Annotated in this window: 18 protein-coding genes; 7 read left to right on the top strand and 11 right to left on the bottom strand. The window is 47.6% G+C overall.

Annotation, left to right across the window (positions count from 1 at the left end):
- Window positions 1-46: 46 nt before the first annotated feature.
- A complete protein-coding gene (locus CIP100161_RS07230) occupies window positions 47-985 on the bottom strand; it encodes a hydrogen peroxide-inducible genes activator (protein ID WP_155873168.1) in 939 nt (312 codons plus the stop codon).
- 225 nt (window positions 986-1,210) lie between these two features.
- Between CIP100161_RS07230 and CIP100161_RS07225 the strand changes: the two genes are divergently transcribed.
- Both CIP100161_RS07225 and CIP100161_RS07220 read left to right on the top strand, forming a co-directional pair.
- Window positions 1,211-1,807 (top strand): peroxiredoxin, encoded by a 597-nt coding sequence (locus CIP100161_RS07225; RefSeq protein WP_003851816.1) that lies wholly within the window; start codon window positions 1,211-1,213, stop codon window positions 1,805-1,807.
- Window positions 1,808-1,809: 2 nt separating this feature from the next.
- A complete protein-coding gene (locus CIP100161_RS07220) occupies window positions 1,810-2,334 on the top strand; it encodes a carboxymuconolactone decarboxylase family protein (RefSeq protein WP_155873165.1) in 525 nt (174 codons plus the stop codon).
- Window positions 2,335-2,409: 75 nt separating this feature from the next.
- Here the strand turns inward: CIP100161_RS07220 and CIP100161_RS07215 are convergent, their stop codons facing one another.
- Both CIP100161_RS07215 and CIP100161_RS07210 read right to left on the bottom strand, forming a co-directional pair.
- Window positions 2,410-4,944, bottom strand: a complete 2,535-nt coding sequence (locus CIP100161_RS07215; protein WP_155873163.1) for a DEAD/DEAH box helicase — start codon at window positions 4,942-4,944, stop codon at window positions 2,410-2,412.
- A 32-nt stretch (window positions 4,945-4,976) separates the two neighbouring features.
- The gene (locus tag CIP100161_RS07210; RefSeq protein WP_155873161.1) at window positions 4,977-5,918 is read right to left on the bottom strand and encodes a PAC2 family protein; all 942 of its coding nucleotides are present in this window, start codon (window positions 5,916-5,918) and stop codon (window positions 4,977-4,979) included.
- 252 nt (window positions 5,919-6,170) lie between these two features.
- On the opposite strand from CIP100161_RS07210, the gene CIP100161_RS07205 reads away from it, so the two are divergent.
- Window positions 6,171-7,214 (top strand): DUF4192 domain-containing protein, encoded by a 1,044-nt coding sequence (locus CIP100161_RS07205; RefSeq protein ID WP_155873159.1) that lies wholly within the window; start codon window positions 6,171-6,173, stop codon window positions 7,212-7,214.
- A gap of 48 nt (window positions 7,215-7,262) precedes the next feature.
- Here CIP100161_RS07205 and galE read toward each other — a convergent pair whose 3' ends face one another.
- From galE to CIP100161_RS07175, 6 genes are all read right to left on the bottom strand, one after another.
- Complete coding sequence (galE, locus tag CIP100161_RS07200) at window positions 7,263-8,249, bottom strand: UDP-glucose 4-epimerase GalE (protein ID WP_155873157.1); 987 nt, start codon at window positions 8,247-8,249, stop codon at window positions 7,263-7,265.
- Between the two features lie 22 nt (window positions 8,250-8,271).
- Window positions 8,272-8,952: a metal-dependent transcriptional regulator gene (locus CIP100161_RS07195; protein WP_155873155.1), complete on the bottom strand. Its 681-nt coding sequence runs from the start codon at window positions 8,950-8,952 to the stop codon at window positions 8,272-8,274.
- 227 nt (window positions 8,953-9,179) lie between these two features.
- Window positions 9,180-10,169: a sigma-70 family RNA polymerase sigma factor gene (locus CIP100161_RS07190; RefSeq protein WP_003851800.1), complete on the bottom strand. Its 990-nt coding sequence runs from the start codon at window positions 10,167-10,169 to the stop codon at window positions 9,180-9,182.
- A gap of 83 nt (window positions 10,170-10,252) precedes the next feature.
- Window positions 10,253-10,570, bottom strand: a complete 318-nt coding sequence (locus CIP100161_RS07185; RefSeq protein WP_155873153.1) for a D-aminoacyl-tRNA deacylase — start codon at window positions 10,568-10,570, stop codon at window positions 10,253-10,255.
- A gap of 10 nt (window positions 10,571-10,580) precedes the next feature.
- Window positions 10,581-12,116, bottom strand: coding sequence for a DUF7782 domain-containing protein (locus CIP100161_RS07180; RefSeq protein ID WP_155873151.1), 1,536 nt, complete (start codon window positions 12,114-12,116; stop codon window positions 10,581-10,583).
- 42 nt (window positions 12,117-12,158) lie between these two features.
- Entirely contained in the window at window positions 12,159-12,647 is a 489-nt protein-coding gene (locus tag CIP100161_RS07175; RefSeq protein WP_155873149.1) for a DUF3099 domain-containing protein, read from the bottom strand.
- Window positions 12,648-12,706: 59 nt separating this feature from the next.
- Here CIP100161_RS07175 and CIP100161_RS07170 point away from each other — a divergent pair, with 59 nt between their 5' ends.
- The 3 genes from CIP100161_RS07170 (at window position 12,707) to CIP100161_RS07160 (ending at window position 15,237) form a co-directional block, all read left to right on the top strand.
- Window positions 12,707-12,946 carry a DUF3039 domain-containing protein gene (locus tag CIP100161_RS07170; RefSeq protein ID WP_014316792.1) on the top strand — a complete coding sequence of 80 codons (240 nt, stop codon included), beginning with the start codon at window positions 12,707-12,709 and terminating at the stop codon, window positions 12,944-12,946.
- Window positions 12,946-14,655, top strand: coding sequence for a DEAD/DEAH box helicase (locus CIP100161_RS07165; RefSeq protein ID WP_155874558.1), 1,710 nt, complete (start codon window positions 12,946-12,948; stop codon window positions 14,653-14,655). Before CIP100161_RS07170 ends, CIP100161_RS07165 begins: the two co-directional genes overlap by 1 nt.
- A 108-nt stretch (window positions 14,656-14,763) precedes the next feature.
- Entirely contained in the window at window positions 14,764-15,237 is a 474-nt protein-coding gene (locus tag CIP100161_RS07160; RefSeq protein ID WP_155873147.1) for a YidH family protein, read from the top strand.
- 326 nt (window positions 15,238-15,563) lie between these two features.
- On the opposite strand, the gene CIP100161_RS07155 is transcribed toward CIP100161_RS07160, so the two are convergent.
- Entirely contained in the window at window positions 15,564-17,156 is a 1,593-nt protein-coding gene (locus CIP100161_RS07155) for an RNA polymerase sigma factor (protein ID WP_155873145.1), read from the bottom strand.
- Between the two features lie 392 nt (window positions 17,157-17,548).
- On the bottom strand, window positions 17,549-18,310 hold the full coding sequence (gene ppgK / locus CIP100161_RS07145; protein ID WP_155873143.1) for a polyphosphate--glucose phosphotransferase: 762 nt from the start codon (window positions 18,308-18,310) through the stop codon (window positions 17,549-17,551).
- Window positions 18,311-18,461: 151 nt separating this feature from the next.
- Between ppgK and CIP100161_RS07140 the strand changes: the two genes are divergently transcribed.
- Complete coding sequence (locus tag CIP100161_RS07140) at window positions 18,462-19,346, top strand: inositol monophosphatase family protein (RefSeq protein WP_155873141.1); 885 nt, start codon at window positions 18,462-18,464, stop codon at window positions 19,344-19,346.
- Window positions 19,347-19,375: the final 29 nt, after the last annotated feature.

Genomic DNA, 19,375 nt, shown 5'->3' with positions numbered 1-19,375 from the left:
AGAATGGTGGTGAGGATCGTAAAATCCTCACCACCATTTTTATATGTTAATTCTGCGCGATAACGTCTTGAAACGCTTGGCCAACTATAGAACCTAGCTTTTGAAACTCCTCAGTCCTGGACGATGATGTTCGGTACACCATTCCGACTTGACGCGAAGCACTAACTCCAGGAGCGAAAGTAGCCGTAGCCAAGCCTGGGCGAGAGCATTCTATGGACACTGAGCTTTCCGGCACTAAGGTAGCGCCCATTCCAGCACTGACCAATTGCATAACAGTAGTCAAGCTGGCCGCGCGGGTTTCTGCTGCCTTGTTGTGTGTGGGATTTACGTCAACATGTCGGCATAGATCCACGATCTGGTCGCGAAGGCAGTGTCCGTCGTCGAGAAGCAAAAGATCAAGCTCTTTGAGGTGAGAAAGAGTTAAGTCATTGCGATGCGCCAATGGGTGATCTTCTGTTGTCACCATGCGGAAATCTTCGACATAAAGTGGCATTTCTGTAAAACCGATTTGTTCAGTCGGAAGCGCCAATATTGCACAATCGATATGTCCGTCGCGAAGAAGTGCTATGAGGTGCTTTGTTTGCTCTTCTACGATTCGAAGCTCTAACTCGGGAAACTCGTCACGCACAGCATCGAGCAAATTCGGGAGAATATATGGGGCAATGGTCGGAATGATACCAAGACTCATGGGGCCAGAAAGCGTGCCGGAAGCACCATGTGCATGGGCAAGGAAAGCATCAGCCGCATCAAGTGTGGCCTTTGCGTATGGTAAGAGCATTTCTCCAGCGGGAGTAACAATGACTCGCCGTGTGGAGCGTTCAATGAGCTGAACACCAAGGCCGTTTTCAAGAGCTGCTAACGCTTGCGAAAGCGATGGTTGGGAAATCGAAAGCTTGGCAGCTGCGGTACCAAAATGCTTGTTTTCCGCAATGGTAGCGAACGTGCGCAGCTGTGCAAGGGTTGGCCGATATTCTTTATTGCTCATGCCTATTTATTATAGACACTTTTAAAAGAAAGTCATATTGACAGGTGTTCGCTGTATAGGTATAAACAATGACAGGAGCCAAAACCTTAGTCCCATATTCCGATAAGAGTTATAACTGAGGTAGCGGTCCAATGAAAGAGCTGGTTCTCTCCTCAGCATATTTACTGCGGCGGAGGAAACGGCAAGCAAACGCCTATAACCGTTCGATCCTATTTGGAGGAAATTGTGTCTATCTTGACTGTTGGCGAAAAGTTCCCAGAGTTTAACTTGACGGCGCTCAAGGGCGGTGACCTGCACGACGTTAACGCATCTCAGCCAGAGGACTACTTCGAAACTGTTTCTTTGGACAAGTACGAAGGTAAGTGGAAGGTTGTCTTCTTCTATCCAAAGGATTTCACCTTCGTGTGTCCAACTGAGATTGCAGCTTTCGGCAAGCTCGACGAAGAGTTCCAGGACCGCGACACTCAGATCTTGGGCGGCTCCATTGACAACGAGTTCTCACACTTTAACTGGCGTGCTACCCACCCAGAGCTCAAGACCGTTCCATTCCCGTTGTTCTCCGACATCAAACATGATCTGATCAAGGCTCTTGGCGTTGAAAACGAAGAAGGCGTTGCAGATCGTGCAACCTTCATTATCGATCCTGACGGCATCATTCAGTTCGTATCTGTTACTCCAGACGCGGTTGGCCGTAACGTAGATGAGGTTCTTCGCGTTCTCGACGCACTTCAATCTGAAGAAGTTTGTGCCTGCAACTGGCAGAAGAACGACCCAACCAAGAACATTGATAAGTTCGCTGAGCTCGAGAAGGGCCTTAACTAAATATGTCGTTGGATAACCTCAAATCTGGACTTCCAGAATATGCAAAAGATCTGAAACTCAACCTTGGTAGCTTGGCGCGTTCTACGGAACTTACTGAGCAGCAATTGTGGGGCACATTCCTTGCGGTAGCGGCTGCTACCCGTAACGAGGCTGTCTTTTCTGAAATTTCAGAAGAAGCATCCGAGCATTTGAGCGAAGAAGCTATTAACGCTGCCCTTGGCGCAGCGTCGATTATGGCCATGAACAATGTGGCTTATCGTGCAAAGGGATGGCTCGGCGATGACTACACTCAGGTAAAAATGGGCCTTCGCATGAACATCATCGCAAAGCCAGGTGTGGATAAAGTTGATTTCGAGCTGTGGTCACTAGCAGTTTCTACGGTTAATGGCTGTGAACACTGCACCATTGCTCACGAAAAGACTGTCCGTTCCGAAGGACTAACTAAGGAACAGATCTTTGAAGCTGTCAAGATTGCTGCGACATTACAAGGTGTTGCCCAAGCAATCGAGATTGAAGCTTCGCGATAATCAGCCCTAGTTAAAGGCGTACGTGTGCTCAGTCGCTGCGTTAGTAGCAACTGAGCACACGTACGCCTTTGTCTTTCAGCTGTCGATGGAGAATTTCGTGAAACGGACCTCGTTGGCCGCATCGGAAGCGTCGAGATCTACAGTTGCGGCAAATGAGAACGCGTGGTCATCGTTTGGATCTTTGATGATTTGGCGCACAGACCAAATACGACTGTCTTTCTTTAGCAAGAAATACTCACGTCCACGTGCATCAGGACCAACATCTAGATCCGAATATTCGTCAAAGTAATCGTCTAGTGCTTTTGAAAAATCTGGCTGTTCATCAAGATATTCTGTCAGTGCTTCAAGTTTTTCTTCTTCTTCGGCTGCAAACAGCTGCACCATTCTAAACATTAGATTTCTCACCATTACGGCAAAAGCGCGCGAATTTGCCGTAATCGCATTAGGATCCTCAACGCCAAAAGCTCGTTGTTGGTCGACTGTATCTTGAGAAATCGGGGCATCAGGATCAGCCATATTTGCCCATTCATCTATCAATGAGGAATCTACCTGTCGGACAAGCTCCCCAAGCCATTCGATAATCTCTTCGAGCTCATCTGAAACATATTCTGTGGGTACGGAATGCGACAAGGTTTTCCATGCGTCCGTCAAATAGTGGAGCACTACGCCTTCGGATCGTGATAGTCCGTACGTTGCGATGAGATCACTAAAGGTCATTCCATGTTCGATCATATCGCGCACTATGGACTTCGGACTCAGCGTGAATTCCTTGGCCCAAGGATGACCATCACAGTACGTATCAAATGCTGGTTCGAGGATTTCTTCCAATGGTTTCGGCCAGGATATTTCCTCAACGATGTTCATTCGCTCGGTATATTCCACGCCTTCAGCTTTAAGAGCTGCTATCTCTTCACCACGAGCCTGTTTTTGCTGAGCAATGAGAACGACACGAGGATCCTCCAAAATCGATTCAAAGACACTAATCACGTCGAGGGCATAGGAAGTCGACTCTTTATCCAAAATTTCAAGTGCGGCGAGTGCAAAAGGCGCAAGTGGCTGGTTAAGAGCAAAATCACGACGGAGATCTTCCGTGATTACGTATCTGCGGCCATTCGAATCAGGGAAGTCTAGCTTTTCGACGATTCCCGCTGCTACTAGTCCACGGAAAAGCTCGAGAGCTGTAAGAATGTCTTTGTTCTGCTTATCGCGAGTGTCATGATTCGTTCGTAGCAAATGCTTGAGGTGTATATAGGCGTCGCCGGGACGAGCAATTACATTGAGCAACATTGAGTTGGAAATGCGGAATTGACTTTGAAGATTTTCTGGTTCTGCCTCAGACAAGCGCTCGTAGGTTTTTTCGCCCCAAGTGACTTCGCCATCTCGGGCTGATTTTTTCCGCAATTTTTTCAGTTTTTTAGGATCACTTCCAGCCCGCTGCCGAAGTCGCCAGTTTTCAATTTCATGTTCTGGCGCTTCAATAACGACATTTCCGACGGTATCGTAACCAGCGCGGCCAGCTCGTCCTGCAATTTGGTGGAATTCTCGGGAAGCCAATATTCGTTGTTTGCTACCGTCAAACTTTGCTAATCCCGTGAATAAAACCGTACGAATAGGGACGTTGATACCTACTCCGAGGGTGTCTGTACCACAAATGATTTTGAGCAGTCCGGTTTGCGATAATTTTTCTACTAATCGGCGGTACTTGGGAAGCATTCCAGCATGATGGACTCCAATCCCTTTGCGCAGGAGTTTCGATAAAGTGTGTCCAAAAGTAGTGGTGAATTTAAAATTCCCGATTTCGGTAGCAATCTTTTCTTTTGTTTCGGAATCGATGACTGTCATACTCGTGAGAGATTGTGCGCGCTCAATCGCTTCTCGTTGAGTGAAATGTACAACGTAGATTGGTGCATTGTTGGTATCCAACAAATCTTGAATGGTTTCGTGCACAGGGGTGTATACATATGAGAACTGCAACGGTACTGGACGTGTTGCTCCAGCGACTAGGCTGGTGGTTCTGCCCGTTCTGTCACTCAAGTCTTTTTGAATAAAGGTGGTATCACCCAATGTTGCGGACATAAGGAGGAATTGTGCCCGCGGCAGTTCAAGTAACGGAACTTGCCATGCCCAACCACGGCCTGGCTCAGAATAATAATGGAACTCATCCATAACTACTTGATCGATATCAGCGTCGGTTCCATCTCTTAACGCGATATTTGCCACGATTTCTGCTGTAGCACAGATGATAGGGGCGGATCCATTAACAGTCGCATCACCTGTCATCATGCCGACTGACTCGGGGCCAAAAATATCGCAGAGGGCAAAGAATTTCTCGTTAACCAAGGCTTTGATGGGAGCAGTGTAAAAGCTTCGCTGCCCGCGAGCCATGGCAATAAAATGAGCAGCGATGGCAACCATTGACTTTCCAGAGCCAGTAGGTGTGGCCAAAATGACGTTATCGTCAGCTAAGATCCCTAATGCTGCCTCTTCTTGGGCGGGATAGAGCGCTAAACCTTTACTTCTAGTCCAACTCAGAAACGAATCGAAGATGGCTTCGTCGAGAAGCGATTCTGGGACATCGTCGAGATCAGGCAGCATCTGGGTAAGGTTCATAGAATCTAGCCTACTGAACAACGGCCAACAGCCTAATCATCGGAGCCATCTTCTTTATCAATGTTTGCGAGGAAACGCTCGAATTCTTCGCCTAGCTCCTCTGCATCAGGTAGATCACCTTCAGCAATTTCGAGTGCTTTAGGATTGCGTTCACGATATTTTGCGAGCTCTTCATCGTATTGTTGCTCAAGAATTTTGACTACCGACTCGATTTCTTGAGATCCGGAGACCTGTTCTTCTACCTGCAGTGCTGCCTTTTGAGCATCTGCTTCTAACGTCTTCAACGGGAAATCAAGGTTAGTAGACATGGTGATTGCCTCTAACAATTTAAGTGTTGCCAGCGGGTATGCGGATGCAGATAAATAGTGAGGTACGTGAGCAGTGTAACCAGCGACGTCGATATTATTCTTATTAAGCAATCGCTCAATATGTAGGGATGCAGAACCAGGTATCGTGACTTTGGAATCAATACTGAAATGATGCTTGATTAAATCCAAAGAATTGCCATGTGCGGAAACAATAAGCGGACGGGTATGCGGCACCGTCATAGGGGCAGCATAAATACAGATCGTGCGCCTTACTCCGAAGCGACGGACGAGATCTGCGACGGCTTGCGAAAACGCATCCCAACGCAAATCTGGTTCCGGGCCAGACAAGAGTAAGAAGGGGGTACCATTTGAATCTCTAAGTACATCCATACTGAGCTTAAGCTCATTGGCATCAATAACGATGTTGTGGTCGATGGTTACAGAAGGACGCCTGGATCGGTAATCAATGAGCTCGTCATTGTTGAACACTGCTACTGGCCGGTGTTCCAGAGCTGAAAGTAGGTGGTCAGCACTAGCTTCAACTGCCAAACCAGCATCAGCATAGCCTTGCATCGCGATGATGAGAGTAGGGCCGTCAACACCATCAGAAGCTACATCGGGTGCGGGAAACTCTAACTCATACATTTTTGCTTCTCGCTCATTCATAATTTGCTTCTCCTCACTCAGACCGAAATCGATGCACAAGCTCTTATGACCATAACTCATTGAGGGGTTATACAAAACGCGACTCGGTCCTATACACGATAACGCGTTATTGTGCTGGATTGTTCCTCATTATTGAGAAATCTGTGGATAACTCGGTGAAAAAACCAGGTTTCCGAGCTTGCATGGATATTTATCCACAGGTGTTTTGTCTGAGTACAGCAGACTTGTTGTTGTTAGTGCGATTATCCACTTATGACTTCAACACCACATTCGCCTAGCGAAATGTTTGCTAGCATTCCAGGAATTTTTGGATTTTATCCCGAAGAGTCAATTGTCGTACTTACACTGATGCATACAGAAGAGTCATGTTACCAGCTGGGGCCAGTCATGCGGCTTGATTTGAAAGATCTTCGTTACCTTTCAGATATTGGCGACACTCTTTCTACAATCGAGCCAGATCTAGTCTTTGGTCTTATTATCTCTGAACAGAAGCCAGAGGCCATTGAAGATCTAAAAGGATTGATTGAATTTGTTGCGGATTGTGAAATAGTTCCATTTGACGCGTGTTGGTATACCTCTGCGATTGAATCTGGCGGAAAGTATGACGCTATTTGGCTAAATGAAGCAATGACCGAGGCTGCACTTGAATATCAATCGTGGCGCAACGGTCGGATTCCACTCATCGCGAATACTGGAATAACGGGTGAAATGATTCATGCTGGACACCTTCCTGAGCTTTCACGAAAGGACATTGAAAAACATTACGCGCAAGCTGAGGAATCAGAGCAATGGGATGAATATCTAATTGCAGAGCGATACGCGGAGCTTTTCGACGATCCATCGACTTCATTTAGATCTGCACAGGAATGTATTGATGCTTTTTCACAAGCGGTGGAGTTGATGCGGACAGAAAAACTCATCACAGATGCCGCATTGACGGTAGCAGCGTTTCTCAAGAATAAAATGTCGAGAGACATCATCATCGAATACTGTGTACTAAACGCAAATACTGTTAAGGGAGCTCTGTGTTACGTATCGCGTCATACTAAGGGGTTTGTACGGGCAAATGCATTGGCTTTGTACGCTTTATGCATTGTCGATTCCCCGTGGGGTAACCACATAACTTGTGTTCTGCAAGCAGCTCATAATACCCTGCCTTTTCACCATCTCACGGCTCTTGTAGCAGAAGCTTATTATCGAGGTTTATCTGGATCCATTATTGATCTTGTTATCAATGGGAGTCAGGAAGCTCAGAAACATTTCGGTGAGTCAACAAATGTAAAATCTGCGGTGTGACTACTAAGTAATCACACCGCGGACTGTAAAAGATAAACCTACTCGTTGTTATCCGCGAGAAGCGCTATGGGCTTTGTCTCCGAGTTGAGACGTAAAATCCCAAGCATCAGAAACGATCGTGTGCAGATCAGTGCGTTGTGGCTTCCATCCTAGTTCGGATTGTGCCTTAGCCGATGATGCAATGAGCACTGCAGGATCACCAGCCCGTCGAGGAGCCACCTCAGCGGGGATGGGATGACCGGTAACTTCTCTGCAGGTATCAATGACCTGTTTGACTGAATATCCTTCACCGGATCCGAGATTAAAGATCCGGTGGCTGCCTTCGACGTTACTTTGAAGTGCCAAAATATGGGCATCTGCAAGATCGCGAATATGAATGTAATCGCGGATTGGGGTTCCATCTTCAGTTGGCCAGTCATCACCAAACAGGAAAATCTTGTCACGGTGTCCCAGTGCTACTTGTAAAACGAGCGGAATGAGATGGGTTTCTATTTCTCGATTTTCACCCACCAAACCATATGCGCCAGCTACGTTGAAGTATCGCAGACTCGTCGCAGCAAACCCATATGCATGCGCATATGATGTGATCGCGTAGTCGATAGATAGCTTGGTTGCGCCGTATGGATTTGTTGGGTGGGTAGGGGCGTCTTCAGTAATCGGGACTGTTTCGGGTTCGCCGTATGTAGCAGCTGTCGAAGAAAAGACAATATTTCGCACGCTATTACGCTTCATGGCATCAAGAAGTGCGAGTGTGGTCACCATGTTGTGCTGCCAATATTCATCTGGCTTTTCAACTGATTCGCCTACAAGTGAACGAGCTGCGAAGTGAAGAACCGCGTCAAAAGAATCAGATGATAAAACGTTTTCCGCAACGTCTTTGATATCACCCTCGATAAAAGAAGCTCCCAGCGGAACAGCATCGCGATTGCCGGTTGTAAGATTATCGACAATGGTTACTTCGTGCCCCTGTTCGAGCAGAACAGTGGAACAGACACTTCCTACGTATCCGGCACCACCGGTAACGAGGAGTTTCATCTAATTTCGCCGCCTTTAGTATTTAGAGTTCTTCGATACGAATAGTGTGAGCCAGATCATCGATAAGTTCGACATCTTTTCCATTACGGCTCAACGTGATGTGGCCGTCTCTATCGACAATTTCGACTTCTGATCCAACACGGATATCAGCATCGAGGAGCTGTGTGAACTGATCCGTTTCAACTTGGAAGATTTCGTTAATCTGAACAATGCGCACTTTGCGGGGCATACTGGTGGCAGCGTCGATAACGCGAGTTCCGGGGGCTGCCACGTCAGAATTGCCTACGCCGAGTTCGTCAAGACCTGGAATTGGGTTTCCGAAGGGGGACCGACTGACATCTTTTAGTACTTTTACGAGCCTGCGTTCAACTTCGTCACTCATAACGTGTTCCCAGCGGCAGGCTTCATCGTGAACTTTATTGATATCTAGGCCAATGATATCGGTAAGAAGACGCTCAGCTAAGCGATGTTTACGCATGACTGCAGTCGCTAAAGTGCGGCCTGTCGGCGTCATTTGTAGACTGCGGTCTGAGGCGACAACGACAAGTCCATCGCGCTCCATACGGGCAACGGTTTGGCTAACTGTAGGTCCAGATTGTTCCAGACGCTCAGCGATCCTAGCGCGAAGAGGAGTGACTCCCTCTTCTTCCAACTCATAGATAGTACGTAAGTACATCTCTGTGGTATCGACTAAGTCCTTCATTGTAAGCCTCTTTCCTTATAATGCCAGTGGAGACTGCGTTGTGTGCTGGTGATCAATTCCTATCAATCTACAACGAATTGTAGCGTGAACAATATGGAATCGTTTTCTTGTTGAGTTGTAGTCCCGCAGCGCGTTTTTCGATGAGACTTTAATTATAACGCCTAATCTAAAGATGACTTTTAATAGGCGTTTATGTCTTTATTGGTAGGCATATCTAAGCAAACGCTTTATTGTGCGTATGCTCGAAGTTTTTCGGCACGGGCACCGTCACGCAGTTTCGACATGACCTCGCGTTCAATTTGGCGGACTCTTTCACGAGACAGTCCAAATTGACGACCAATTTGATCTAAAGTGCGGGGAACTCCATCATCGAGCCCATAACGAAGGCGAATAACGTCCTGTTCACGTTGCTCCAAAGTGTCCAAAACCGTTCTGATATCAGAGTGGCGCAACGAAGCAACTACAGCTGATTCGGCATCAGTCGCCTCGGAATCCTCGATAAAATCACCAAGTGGGGCCTCTTCATCGGCACCAACTGGCATATCTAGGCTTACTGGGTCACGAGACTGGCGAAGCAACATTTCAATTTTGGATTCTTCAATGCCAGATTCTTCCGCAAGCTCTTCATTGGTTGCTTCACGTCCGAGCTGTTGATACATCTCGCGTTTGATTCGAGAAAGCTTGTTTACTTGCTCTACGAGGTGGACAGGTAAGCGAATTGTTCGGGACTGATCTGCCATGCCGCGTGTGATGGCTTGGCGGATCCACCAAGTGGCATAGGTGGAAAACTTAAATCCCTTGGAGTAATCAAACTTTTCCATTGCGCGGATGAGTCCCAAATTACCTTCTTGAATGAGGTCCAGTAGGGGCATGCCGCGACCGGTGTAACGCTTTGCTAGGGATACCACAAGACGTAAATTGGCCTCTAGTAGGTGAGAACGTGCCTTGCGCCCTTCCTTGACCAGCACTTTAAGGTCCCTTTTCATTGCGCGGGTCAGTGGCTCTTGGGAATTCTCTAAGAGATATTCCGCATAGAGGCCAACTTCAATGGTCTGTGCGAGCTCGACCTCATCTTCGGCATTGAGTAGGGCAGTTTTACCGATGCCATTGAGGTAGACACGAACGAGATCTGCTGAAGGGTTATCATTCGTTTGATTCCTGCGGCTACCGCGGTCGACGGTCTCCGTGGATGCTTCCACGTCGGAAGGGCTTGTCATAATGACCTCCTAGCTCTCGTTGCTACACATGGAATAACGGTAGATCGATAAATCTAGTTCCATTACCCCCATGTGTGGGGAAACTAAGGGCATTCGACGATTACGGTGAACGGTCCGTCATTGACGGATTCCACCTGCATATCTGCTCCGAACCTTCCTTCATAAACGGATATTTCGCGGGACCGCAGCCCGTTTGTGATCTTGGTGATGGTTTCTTCGGCTTTGAGGATTCGAAGCACTGCAATCTTGCGAGTCATCGTTTCCCATGCGGCAGCACTGTCATCGCGGTCGACTCCGACCAAAGCAAGAATCCCTCCAGCGGAAGGGCAGTTTCTTTCCCCAACGACAACATTATCGACGGTCACAGAAGCGCTGAGTACTCGAGTCAATACAGCTCGCACGGTTGAGTAGTCACCATCCCTTTGTGATCTCGGCTGGTAGAAGAATACCGTGGCGGACAAGGGCCACGACTGGATCAATAATGGCATCAACAAAGGATTCGTCGTCAAGCCCATTGCTGACCGCATAAAGCGTGGCGACGTCTTCAAGCGTCAAGCCTTCAGGATGTAATCCAGCGATGACAGAAACAATGTGTTCGTCAACCTCATGGCTCCAGCGTGGACCATCAGTCCTCGTGATTCGATATTTGAGATGTGTAAATCCCATTCCAGAGTCAATGTCGGTGACTGAAACGGATTCTTTTGCAACCCCTGGCCGTAGATAAAACTGTGACTGTGCGATGCCGTCAAGGTCTTTTTCACGAAGCCAATCCACACGCACAAAAAACTCTTCAATCTCATCACCGAGATAATCGTCAATCTGATGCGTCAACTCCTCGAAATAAACTTCAGAAGGAATGGAATCATCGACACGTTGGATGGCTACATAGCCAAATCCCACAGCTTCGACTTTTGCTCTCGAAAAATGGTCCAACCATGACCGAGTTCGCTTAAAACCGATTTCAGAGCGGGGATCGATAGACTCGTCACGTAACCAAGTATTGACATATTGAATTGGATCCACCGAGTCGCGCTGCAAAAACCAAGCGATTACGCCGTGGCTGGGAATCCACTCTGCGACACGCGAAGCAACAGACTCGCCATTTTTATGGACCCATGACCCCAAAAGGTGTGCCGTGCCATTGGAATGAAGATGATCTACTGCTCCACGAACCACCGTTTCCGTTGCGCCATCTAAATCAAGACCTGAGTCCCGATAAACATGCTCGATTTCGGGTGGACCCACCACAAAAGGTGGGTTGGCTACGATGCGGTCGAACTTCCGATTCTTAATGGGTTCGAACCAAGAACCATCGAGAATTTCTACATCGAAATGCGCTCCAGCAAACGTAGCCTCCGCGAAATCGAGAGCTCGGGAATGTACATCGGTTGCTGTGACTGATCGAGCATGTCTCAATTGTCCTAGTGCCTGCACACCAGAACCAGCACCTAAGTCCAAAACAGAATTAACTGGTGAACGCGGGGTAGTCGCTAGTAGTGAAAGACTTGCCGCCCCAACGCCGAGCACATGATCCTTGCCAGGAACATAGTCGGCAATCATTGAAGCATCGGTGTCGGAAAATACCCAAAATAGGTCATCTTCAAGCTCAAGCCAACGAATATCGATTTTTGCGGTGAGATGCGCTTCCGATGCTTCGGCAATTTCGAGAACATGAGTTTCCGTCAATTGATCCGTTAGCGATCCACCTAGAACTCGACGCAATGCCTCGGTAGCCACTGGGCGATGAAGAATAAACGTTGCGATCAAAGGATAGAAATCACAGTCTTCGTTTTCTCTCATGGCATAGAGCACAGAAGCCGGTTCGCCTCTACTGATTGCCGCAAAGCCTGGGCGTCCAAGAAAATCTCGAATTGACGAAGGCGTAAAACCCAGCTCGTGGAATCGTTGAACCAATTGAGGTGTGACGGAACTTAAGGGGGTGCGCATTGCTGAATATCCTGACTGCTGTTGGTAGACGAATCTTTGATCCTAATCGGAATCCATATCGATCACCATCGGGTTCGTATCATCTAAACAATCGCTGGACTTCTGGTCTAAATCCCTACGGTTTGTCTGATTGAGCGCTACATATTCGGCCTGTTCACGGGCTACAGCAGGTTTGTACACGGCTTTTTTACGAGGATCACGTTTCTCGCCCACACCATTAGCGATCACAACTGCGATCCAAGGCAATGGAATACAAATAACAAATAAAATTACTGAAACGACTACGTTATGCAACCACATGTACGTAGCCATCGAAGCGACTAAAAAAGGGATGCGAAGCCCTTGCAGCCATACATATACGACTTCGCGATGACGTCGATCTTGTTCTGGACCACGAGATGCATCCGTGACTAATTCGACACGATGACCCAAGATACGTCGAAAAGCACGTTTACCAGAACTAATATGCACTTCATTTACAGAATGATGAGAAAAATCCGCGTGCGTATGTGTCAGTGAGTCCTCGTCCATGAGTCATAAGGGTAGACCCGCGTAGGCAAGTTGGCGCAAAATGGTGCAATATAGGGGGCGTGAGTACTAGCACGAAAACTATCGAACGTCCTGACATAAGGGAAGAAACAAACACCGGAGATGACACTCCAAAGTTCTTCCATTATGTGAAGAAAGACCAGATCGTGGATTCGGCGGTGTCCGGTCGAATGGTAGTTGCTTTGTGCGGAGAAGCATTCCCCGTGACTAAGCAAGCAAAACCTGGATCACCTGTGTGTCCTGATTGCGAACGCGTGTATCGGGGACTGCGTAAAAAGTGATGGGACTACGCGCTTGGCAGCGAAAAGCGCTGACTAAGTATATGATGCAAGCCCCCAAAGACTTTCTCGCTGTTGCTACACCTGGAGCAGGCAAAACGACCTTCGCATTGCGCGTGGCTACAGAGTTGATGGGGAACAAAACCGTAGATCGAGTTATTGTTGTCGTGCCCACTGAACATTTGAAGATTCAGTGGGCTCAATCGGCTGCTAGGGTAGGGCTTTCTTTAGATCCCCACTTTAAGAACTCTGACGCAGTCAACCCGCAATATGACGGCGTTGTGGTGACCTATGCCCAAGTTTCTATGCATCCCTTTAAACACTATGCTGTAGCTACTTCCAAAAAGACGTTGGTAATTTTGGATGAGATCCATCACGGAGGCGATGCAAAGAGCTGGGGTGACGGCATAAGAGAGGCATACGGAGACGCTGAACGTCGATTAGCGCTTACTGGTACGCCATTTCGTTCCGACGATTCTACGATTCCATTTGTCAGGTACGAGGAGGACGGTGAAGGTCATCTTGTCTCGAGATCAGACCACACCTATGGATACTCAGATGCTCTTGCTGACGGCGTAGTGCGTCCAGTTGTATTCCTCGCATATTCTGGCGAAGCTCGATGGCGGACTAGCGCAGGCGAAGAATTCTCTGCACGACTAGGAGAACCACTTAATCCAGAACAAACTGCTCGGGCGTGGAAGACTGCTCTTGATCCTAAAGGAGATTGGATACCTGCCGTATTGCAAGCTGCTCACACTCGGTTATTGCAGTTACGGCGGAGCATTCCCGATGCTGGCGGATTAGTTATAGCAACTGATACGACAACAGCTCGAGCGTATGCCAAGATCTTGGAAAAGATTTCGTCGACTCCAGTAACTGTCGTGCTTTCAGATGAAGTCGGAGCATCGAAACGAATTGAAGACTTTAGCGACAATACCGATGAATGGATGGTCGCAGTTCGTATGGTGTCGGAAGGTGTGGACGTACCTCGGCTAGCTGTCGGCGTGTACGCTACCTCTGCTTCAACTCCTTTGTTTTTTGCACAGGCAATCGGCCGATTCGTGCGTTCACGTAAAAAAGGAGAGACCGCCTCAGTGTTCTTACCATCAGTTCCAGTGTTGTTAGATCTTGCGGCCAAATTGGAAAACTCCCGTGACCATGTACTCGGTAAACCGGACCGGCCTAACGAAGGATGGGATGACGAACTATTAGCGCAAGCAAATAGGGAAGAAACAGAAAAAGACGAGCTTCGTTCTTACGAATCAATTGGTGCGGAAGCCGAGCTTGATTCGCTTATTTATGATGGTTCTTCTTACGGAACTGGTACATTTACGGGTTCTGATGAGGAGGCTGATTATCTTGGCCTTCCAGGACTGTTAGATGCAGATCAGATGCGAGCGCTATTACGTAAACATCAGACCGAGCAGCTCAATGTCCGAGACGAAGAAGCGAAAAAACGCCAACAACTAGAAAATGAAGAAAGGGAGAAACGGAAAAAGGAGCGCGAATCTGAAGTTCATGATGTCGCATCTGTGAAGATTCCACAGTTGCGAAAAGAACTAAATGCCCTAGTCTCGATCACTGCAGGTCGCACGGGACGACCGCATGGTGCAATTCATACAGAAGTGCGAAAAAAATGTGGTGGTCCACCTACTGCAATGTGTTCTGCTGAGCAACTTCAAGCGCGTATCGATTATCTACGACGTTGGTAAAAGAATATAAAAATTTTCCTCATACAAGCTCACTTTTGTGCATAATAGAAAAAGCAATGCTTTATTAAAAGAAGTAAAGTGCAAAATTCAGTCTATTGAAAGGGAACCGTGACTACACCAAATGATTCTTACCCTGCCGGTGAACCACAATTTGGCAATGATCTAGGCAATGGGGGCTATCCAACAGCGGGCTACCCAACTGATCTTCCAATAGACGAGCAGTTACCAATGAAAAATGCTTTGGCCCCTTGGGCCTTAGGCTTGGCAATCGTTTCTGTCGTGGTACTTCTCAGTATTTTTGGTACTGGTTTTGCTTGGATGCCAGCCGTCATTTCGGTCATTCTCGCGATTGTTTCTCTCATCAAACTTCGTAAAATGCCTTTGGGCAGCGAGCCCCGAAAAGGCATGACGATTTCTGCCCTCATTATTGGTTTGGTTGTTACCATCATTTCGGTAGCGGCAGCTATATTGGTGTTCATCGTACTCAAAGACAATTTCGTAGAATGTGCATCCCTAGAAACCTCTGAGCAGCAGCAAGAGTGTGTAAATCAAAAAGTCAATGAATTAAACCAAAACAAGTGATAGCCGTATTTTCGCAATAACTGGGAAAATACGGTAGTGGCGGCTGTTTTGTAGCATTCAAGCTGCTCTTCATAATCTGGTGATGTTAACCATTCCAGATTATGAAGAGCAGCTTTTTGCGATTAACAAGCTTGCAACGAAATCTGAAACAGAAAGCGGAACCCATTAGCAATCGAGAGGCATGAAAGAATAATTGTAGAGGCTTGGGTCGAAAATTATTTCGGCCCAAGCCTCTACAATAGCTTCGAATGTAAAGAGGTCGTTACCTTTTTTAGAAGTTTTTCCTCCGCAGTTTCGTTGAGTGCTGTCAACGAACAAGTGTGGTGTTAATCGAGATAGTCTCGGAGTACCTGCGAACGAGATGGGTGACGCAGCTTTGACATCGTCTTGGACTCAATCTGACGAATACGTTCACGAGTAACACCATAGACCTGACCAATCTCGTCTAAAGTCCTTGGCATTCCATCTGTAAGTCCGAAGCGGAGCTTGACTACGCCAGCTTCGCGTTCGGAGAGTGTATGGAGAACATCTTGAAGTTGATCCTGTAACAACGTGAACGAAACGGCATCAACTGCAATAACAGCTTCAGAATCTTCAATAAAGTCTCCGAGCTGACTATCACCCTCGTCACCGATGGTTTGATCCAAAGAAATAGGCTCGCGAGCGTACTGCTGAATCTCAAGGACCTTTTCTTCAGTGATATCCATCTCTTTAGCGAGTTCTTGGGGGGTAGGCTCGCGACCGAGATCTTGAAGAAGCTCACGTTGAATCCGTCCGAGCTTATTAATGACCTCGACCATGTGTACCGGGATACGGATGGTGCGGGCCTGATCTGCCATTGCACGCGTGATTGCTTGGCGAATCCACCAAGTAGCATATGTGGAGAACTTGTAGCCCTTGGTGTAATCAAACTTTTCCACAGCACGAATAAGACCCAAGTTGCCCTCTTGAATCAAATCCAAGAACGCCATGCCACGGCCCGTATAGCGCTTAGCGAGTGACACAACCAAACGAAGGTTTGCTTCTAGTAGATGATTTTTGGCTTTGCGCCCGTCTCTTGCGATTGCGCGAAGGTCGCGTTTGACAGCTGGAGTAAGTTTTGCTTCCTTATCCCCGTTATTAAACGCTTCTTCCATTTGCTCCATGCGGTAAGTGGCATAGAGGCCTGCCTCGATACGTTTAGCCAAGGAAACTTCTTGCTCTGCATTCAGCAAGGCTACCTTGCCAATTTGTTTCAAATATGCGCGAACGGAGTCTGCAGATGCAGAAAGCTCCGCATCTTTACGTGCTTGACGTAATGCCGCTGACTCGTCCTCATCCCAGACTGAAGAACCCTCATCTTCATCTGAATCATCATCGGAAGAGTCATCTTCTTCGAGATCTTCTCCAAGCTCGTCGGTGTGCATCTCATCGTCGTCGTCAAATTCATCCAGATGCGGGTCATAGTCTTCATCTGAATCTTCGCCAGCTAGCGATTCGAGCTCGCCCTCGGTCCCTTCGCTGGAGTGTTCCGCTTCTTCAGGAACTGGAGCAGCGTCTTTTTTAGCGGATTTGCGAGTGCTCTTCTTTGCTGCGGTTTTCTTGACAGTTTTCTTTGCTGCCTTTTTAGCAACCTTCTTAGCGGTTTTCTTGGCTGTCTTTTTAGCAGCTTTTTTGACTGGTTCAGATGAAGGTAACTCAATTGCTGGCTCGGCTGTAGCTGATTCAGTAGAGCTTGTTACTGTTGGTGTTGCAGCTACTTTAACTGCAGTAACTTTACGGGCAACCTTGCGTGCGGTTTTCTTGGCAGCGGTCTTCTTAGCTGCCTTTTTTACAGTGGCAGAGGATGCCTCGCCAGCATTCGCCAAGGCTTGTCCTGAAGGCGCTGTGCCTCCAGCGGTTGCCGTTGCGGAAGATTCTGAATTCTCAGTGGCTGCCACGTAAGCCCTTTCGATTGGGAGTTAAAACTACACTCAGGTGCGAACAAATCCGCTATCAGCATTCAACGGAATTGTGAAAGATCATCGAGTGTAACTGCTACAACCGTTTTACTCTTAGTTGAGAGGAATTGCATGAAACTAAGGGATGACAAAAATGACTTTGGCATGGCACCATAGCGCACGATTGCGTACATGCAGTTCGGTTGCTGTGATTACACTCTAATGATCGTGTTAGCACGCTCAGTTAGACAAAACGCCATTATAAAACAAAACAGTAATTTTTGCCGTATTGAATGTTCCTATTGTGGGATCAGGGGAGTTTGATACGGCTTATTTATGTGACGGCTGGTGCAAATTGCATTAAATTCCAGCCGTAACGTTGCTTCGAGTAGCTAGGGGTGAAGATTTTGGGATGCTGCCATAGCAGCTCCTACGATTCCAGCGGTGTTTCTTAACTGAGCTGGGACAACCTTGGTGTTAACAGTGAGGCGAGGTACCCACTTTTCGGCTTTACGGGAGATACCACCACCGACGATAAAAGCTGATGGCCAAAAGAGCCGCTCGTATTCGTTGAGCACCTTCGATACACGCTTTGCCCACTTTCCGTATCCGATTTCATCGCGATCTTTTGCTGCAGACGATGCGAATCTTTCTGCTTCTTCACCATCGATGAGCATGTGGCCAAGCTCAGTGTTAGGAAACAACGTGCCGTTGACTAAGAATGCCGAACCAATACCCGTGCCAAAAGTGAGAAGGATTACGCTTCCTTCACGTGCAACGGGATCACCAAATTGAGCTTCTGCTAACCCAGCAGCGTCTGCATCATTGAGAACCGAAACTTCGGTGTTGCCCAAGTGTCGAGCAAATAACTCTTTTACGTCTACATCAATCCAAGACGGGTCGATATTGGCGGCGGTGAGAGCTCGTTGTTCATGAATGACGGAAGGCAGAGTAATGCCGACAGGCCCTTCCCATTCGGCTTGATCGAGGATGCGTTTAGCTGTTTCGGCGACTGCATCGGGGGTTGCAGGTTTAGGGGTAAGGATCTTGATACGATCTCCTACGAATTCTCCTGTGTCTAGATTCACGCGCGCTCCCTTAATGCCAGAGCCGCCAACGTCGATACCGAATCCGATGTTTTCCATGCGGATCATTCTACTGAACTCGTAGTAGTTCTTTCTTGCAAAGTGGTGTACAAATCGCCTTTGAGATCAGCAACATATTTTTGAACTCTGTGAATCTGTACCTGAGGTACGCCAGCCTTGGATAGAAATTCTAATTTGAGAAATTTTCGGGGAGTAAAACATGACTAAATCAGTCTTACAAGAACATGTAGTGGAGCAACTCTCTGCGAAAGTGGATTCTTTACGTGAGTATGCAGAATTGGCGGCGATAGCGGCAGAAGTTGCGTGTCAGGCATCAGATCACATTAGGTGCACAATGAGAGAGCTTGGCGACGTTACCGCCGGAATGGAAACGAAATCATCTGATGTAGATCCCGTCACGATCGTTGATAAGGCTGCTGAGCATTTTATCGCTGATGCATTGTCACACTTGCGACCAGGTGATGGGGTGTTAGGGGAAGAAGGAGCAGAATCTTCAAGCAGCACTGGAATAACATGGATAGTTGATCCCATTGACGGGACCGTGAATTTTATCTATGGAATTCCGCAATACGCGGTTTCGGTTGCGGCGTGTATAGGCGAGAACGTCGTGGCAGGCGCTGTGATTAATGTTGCAACTAGTGATCTTTATGTTGCGGCATGTGGTAGCGGAGCTTTCGTTTTGAGAAGTGATTCTAATGCGCTCAAATCCATTGAGGCTTCAAAGTGTTCAGATCTACAACAGGCTTTGATCGCTACCGGATTTTCGTACTCTTCTCGGCGTCGAGAAGATCAAGCTAAGTTACTGGTTAGTCTTTTGCCCAACGTGAGAGACATACGCAGATTTGGTAGTGCTGCTTTGGACCTTTGTGCGGTAGCTGAAGGTCGTGTTGATGGATACTACGAACACGGCCTTAATGCTTGGGATTTTGCTGCGGGTGCGTTAATCGCTCAAGAAGCGGGTGCCAAAATAAAGCGGCCAGAGCTTAAATTGGCTTCTTCGGCGGGGGCACTACTTTTGGCTAGTTCAGCAACAATATTTCGTGAACTTGAGCTGCAATTTTCTCCATTTGACATGCGGAAATGAAAGGTTCTGCGAACGATTGCGCTTGTGGC

The sequence above is a fragment of the Corynebacterium rouxii genome (genome assembly GCF_902702935.1).
GTDB classification, from domain to species: Bacteria; Actinomycetota; Actinomycetes; order Mycobacteriales; family Mycobacteriaceae; genus Corynebacterium; species Corynebacterium rouxii.
This window is presented reverse-complemented; position numbering and strand designations above follow the sequence as displayed.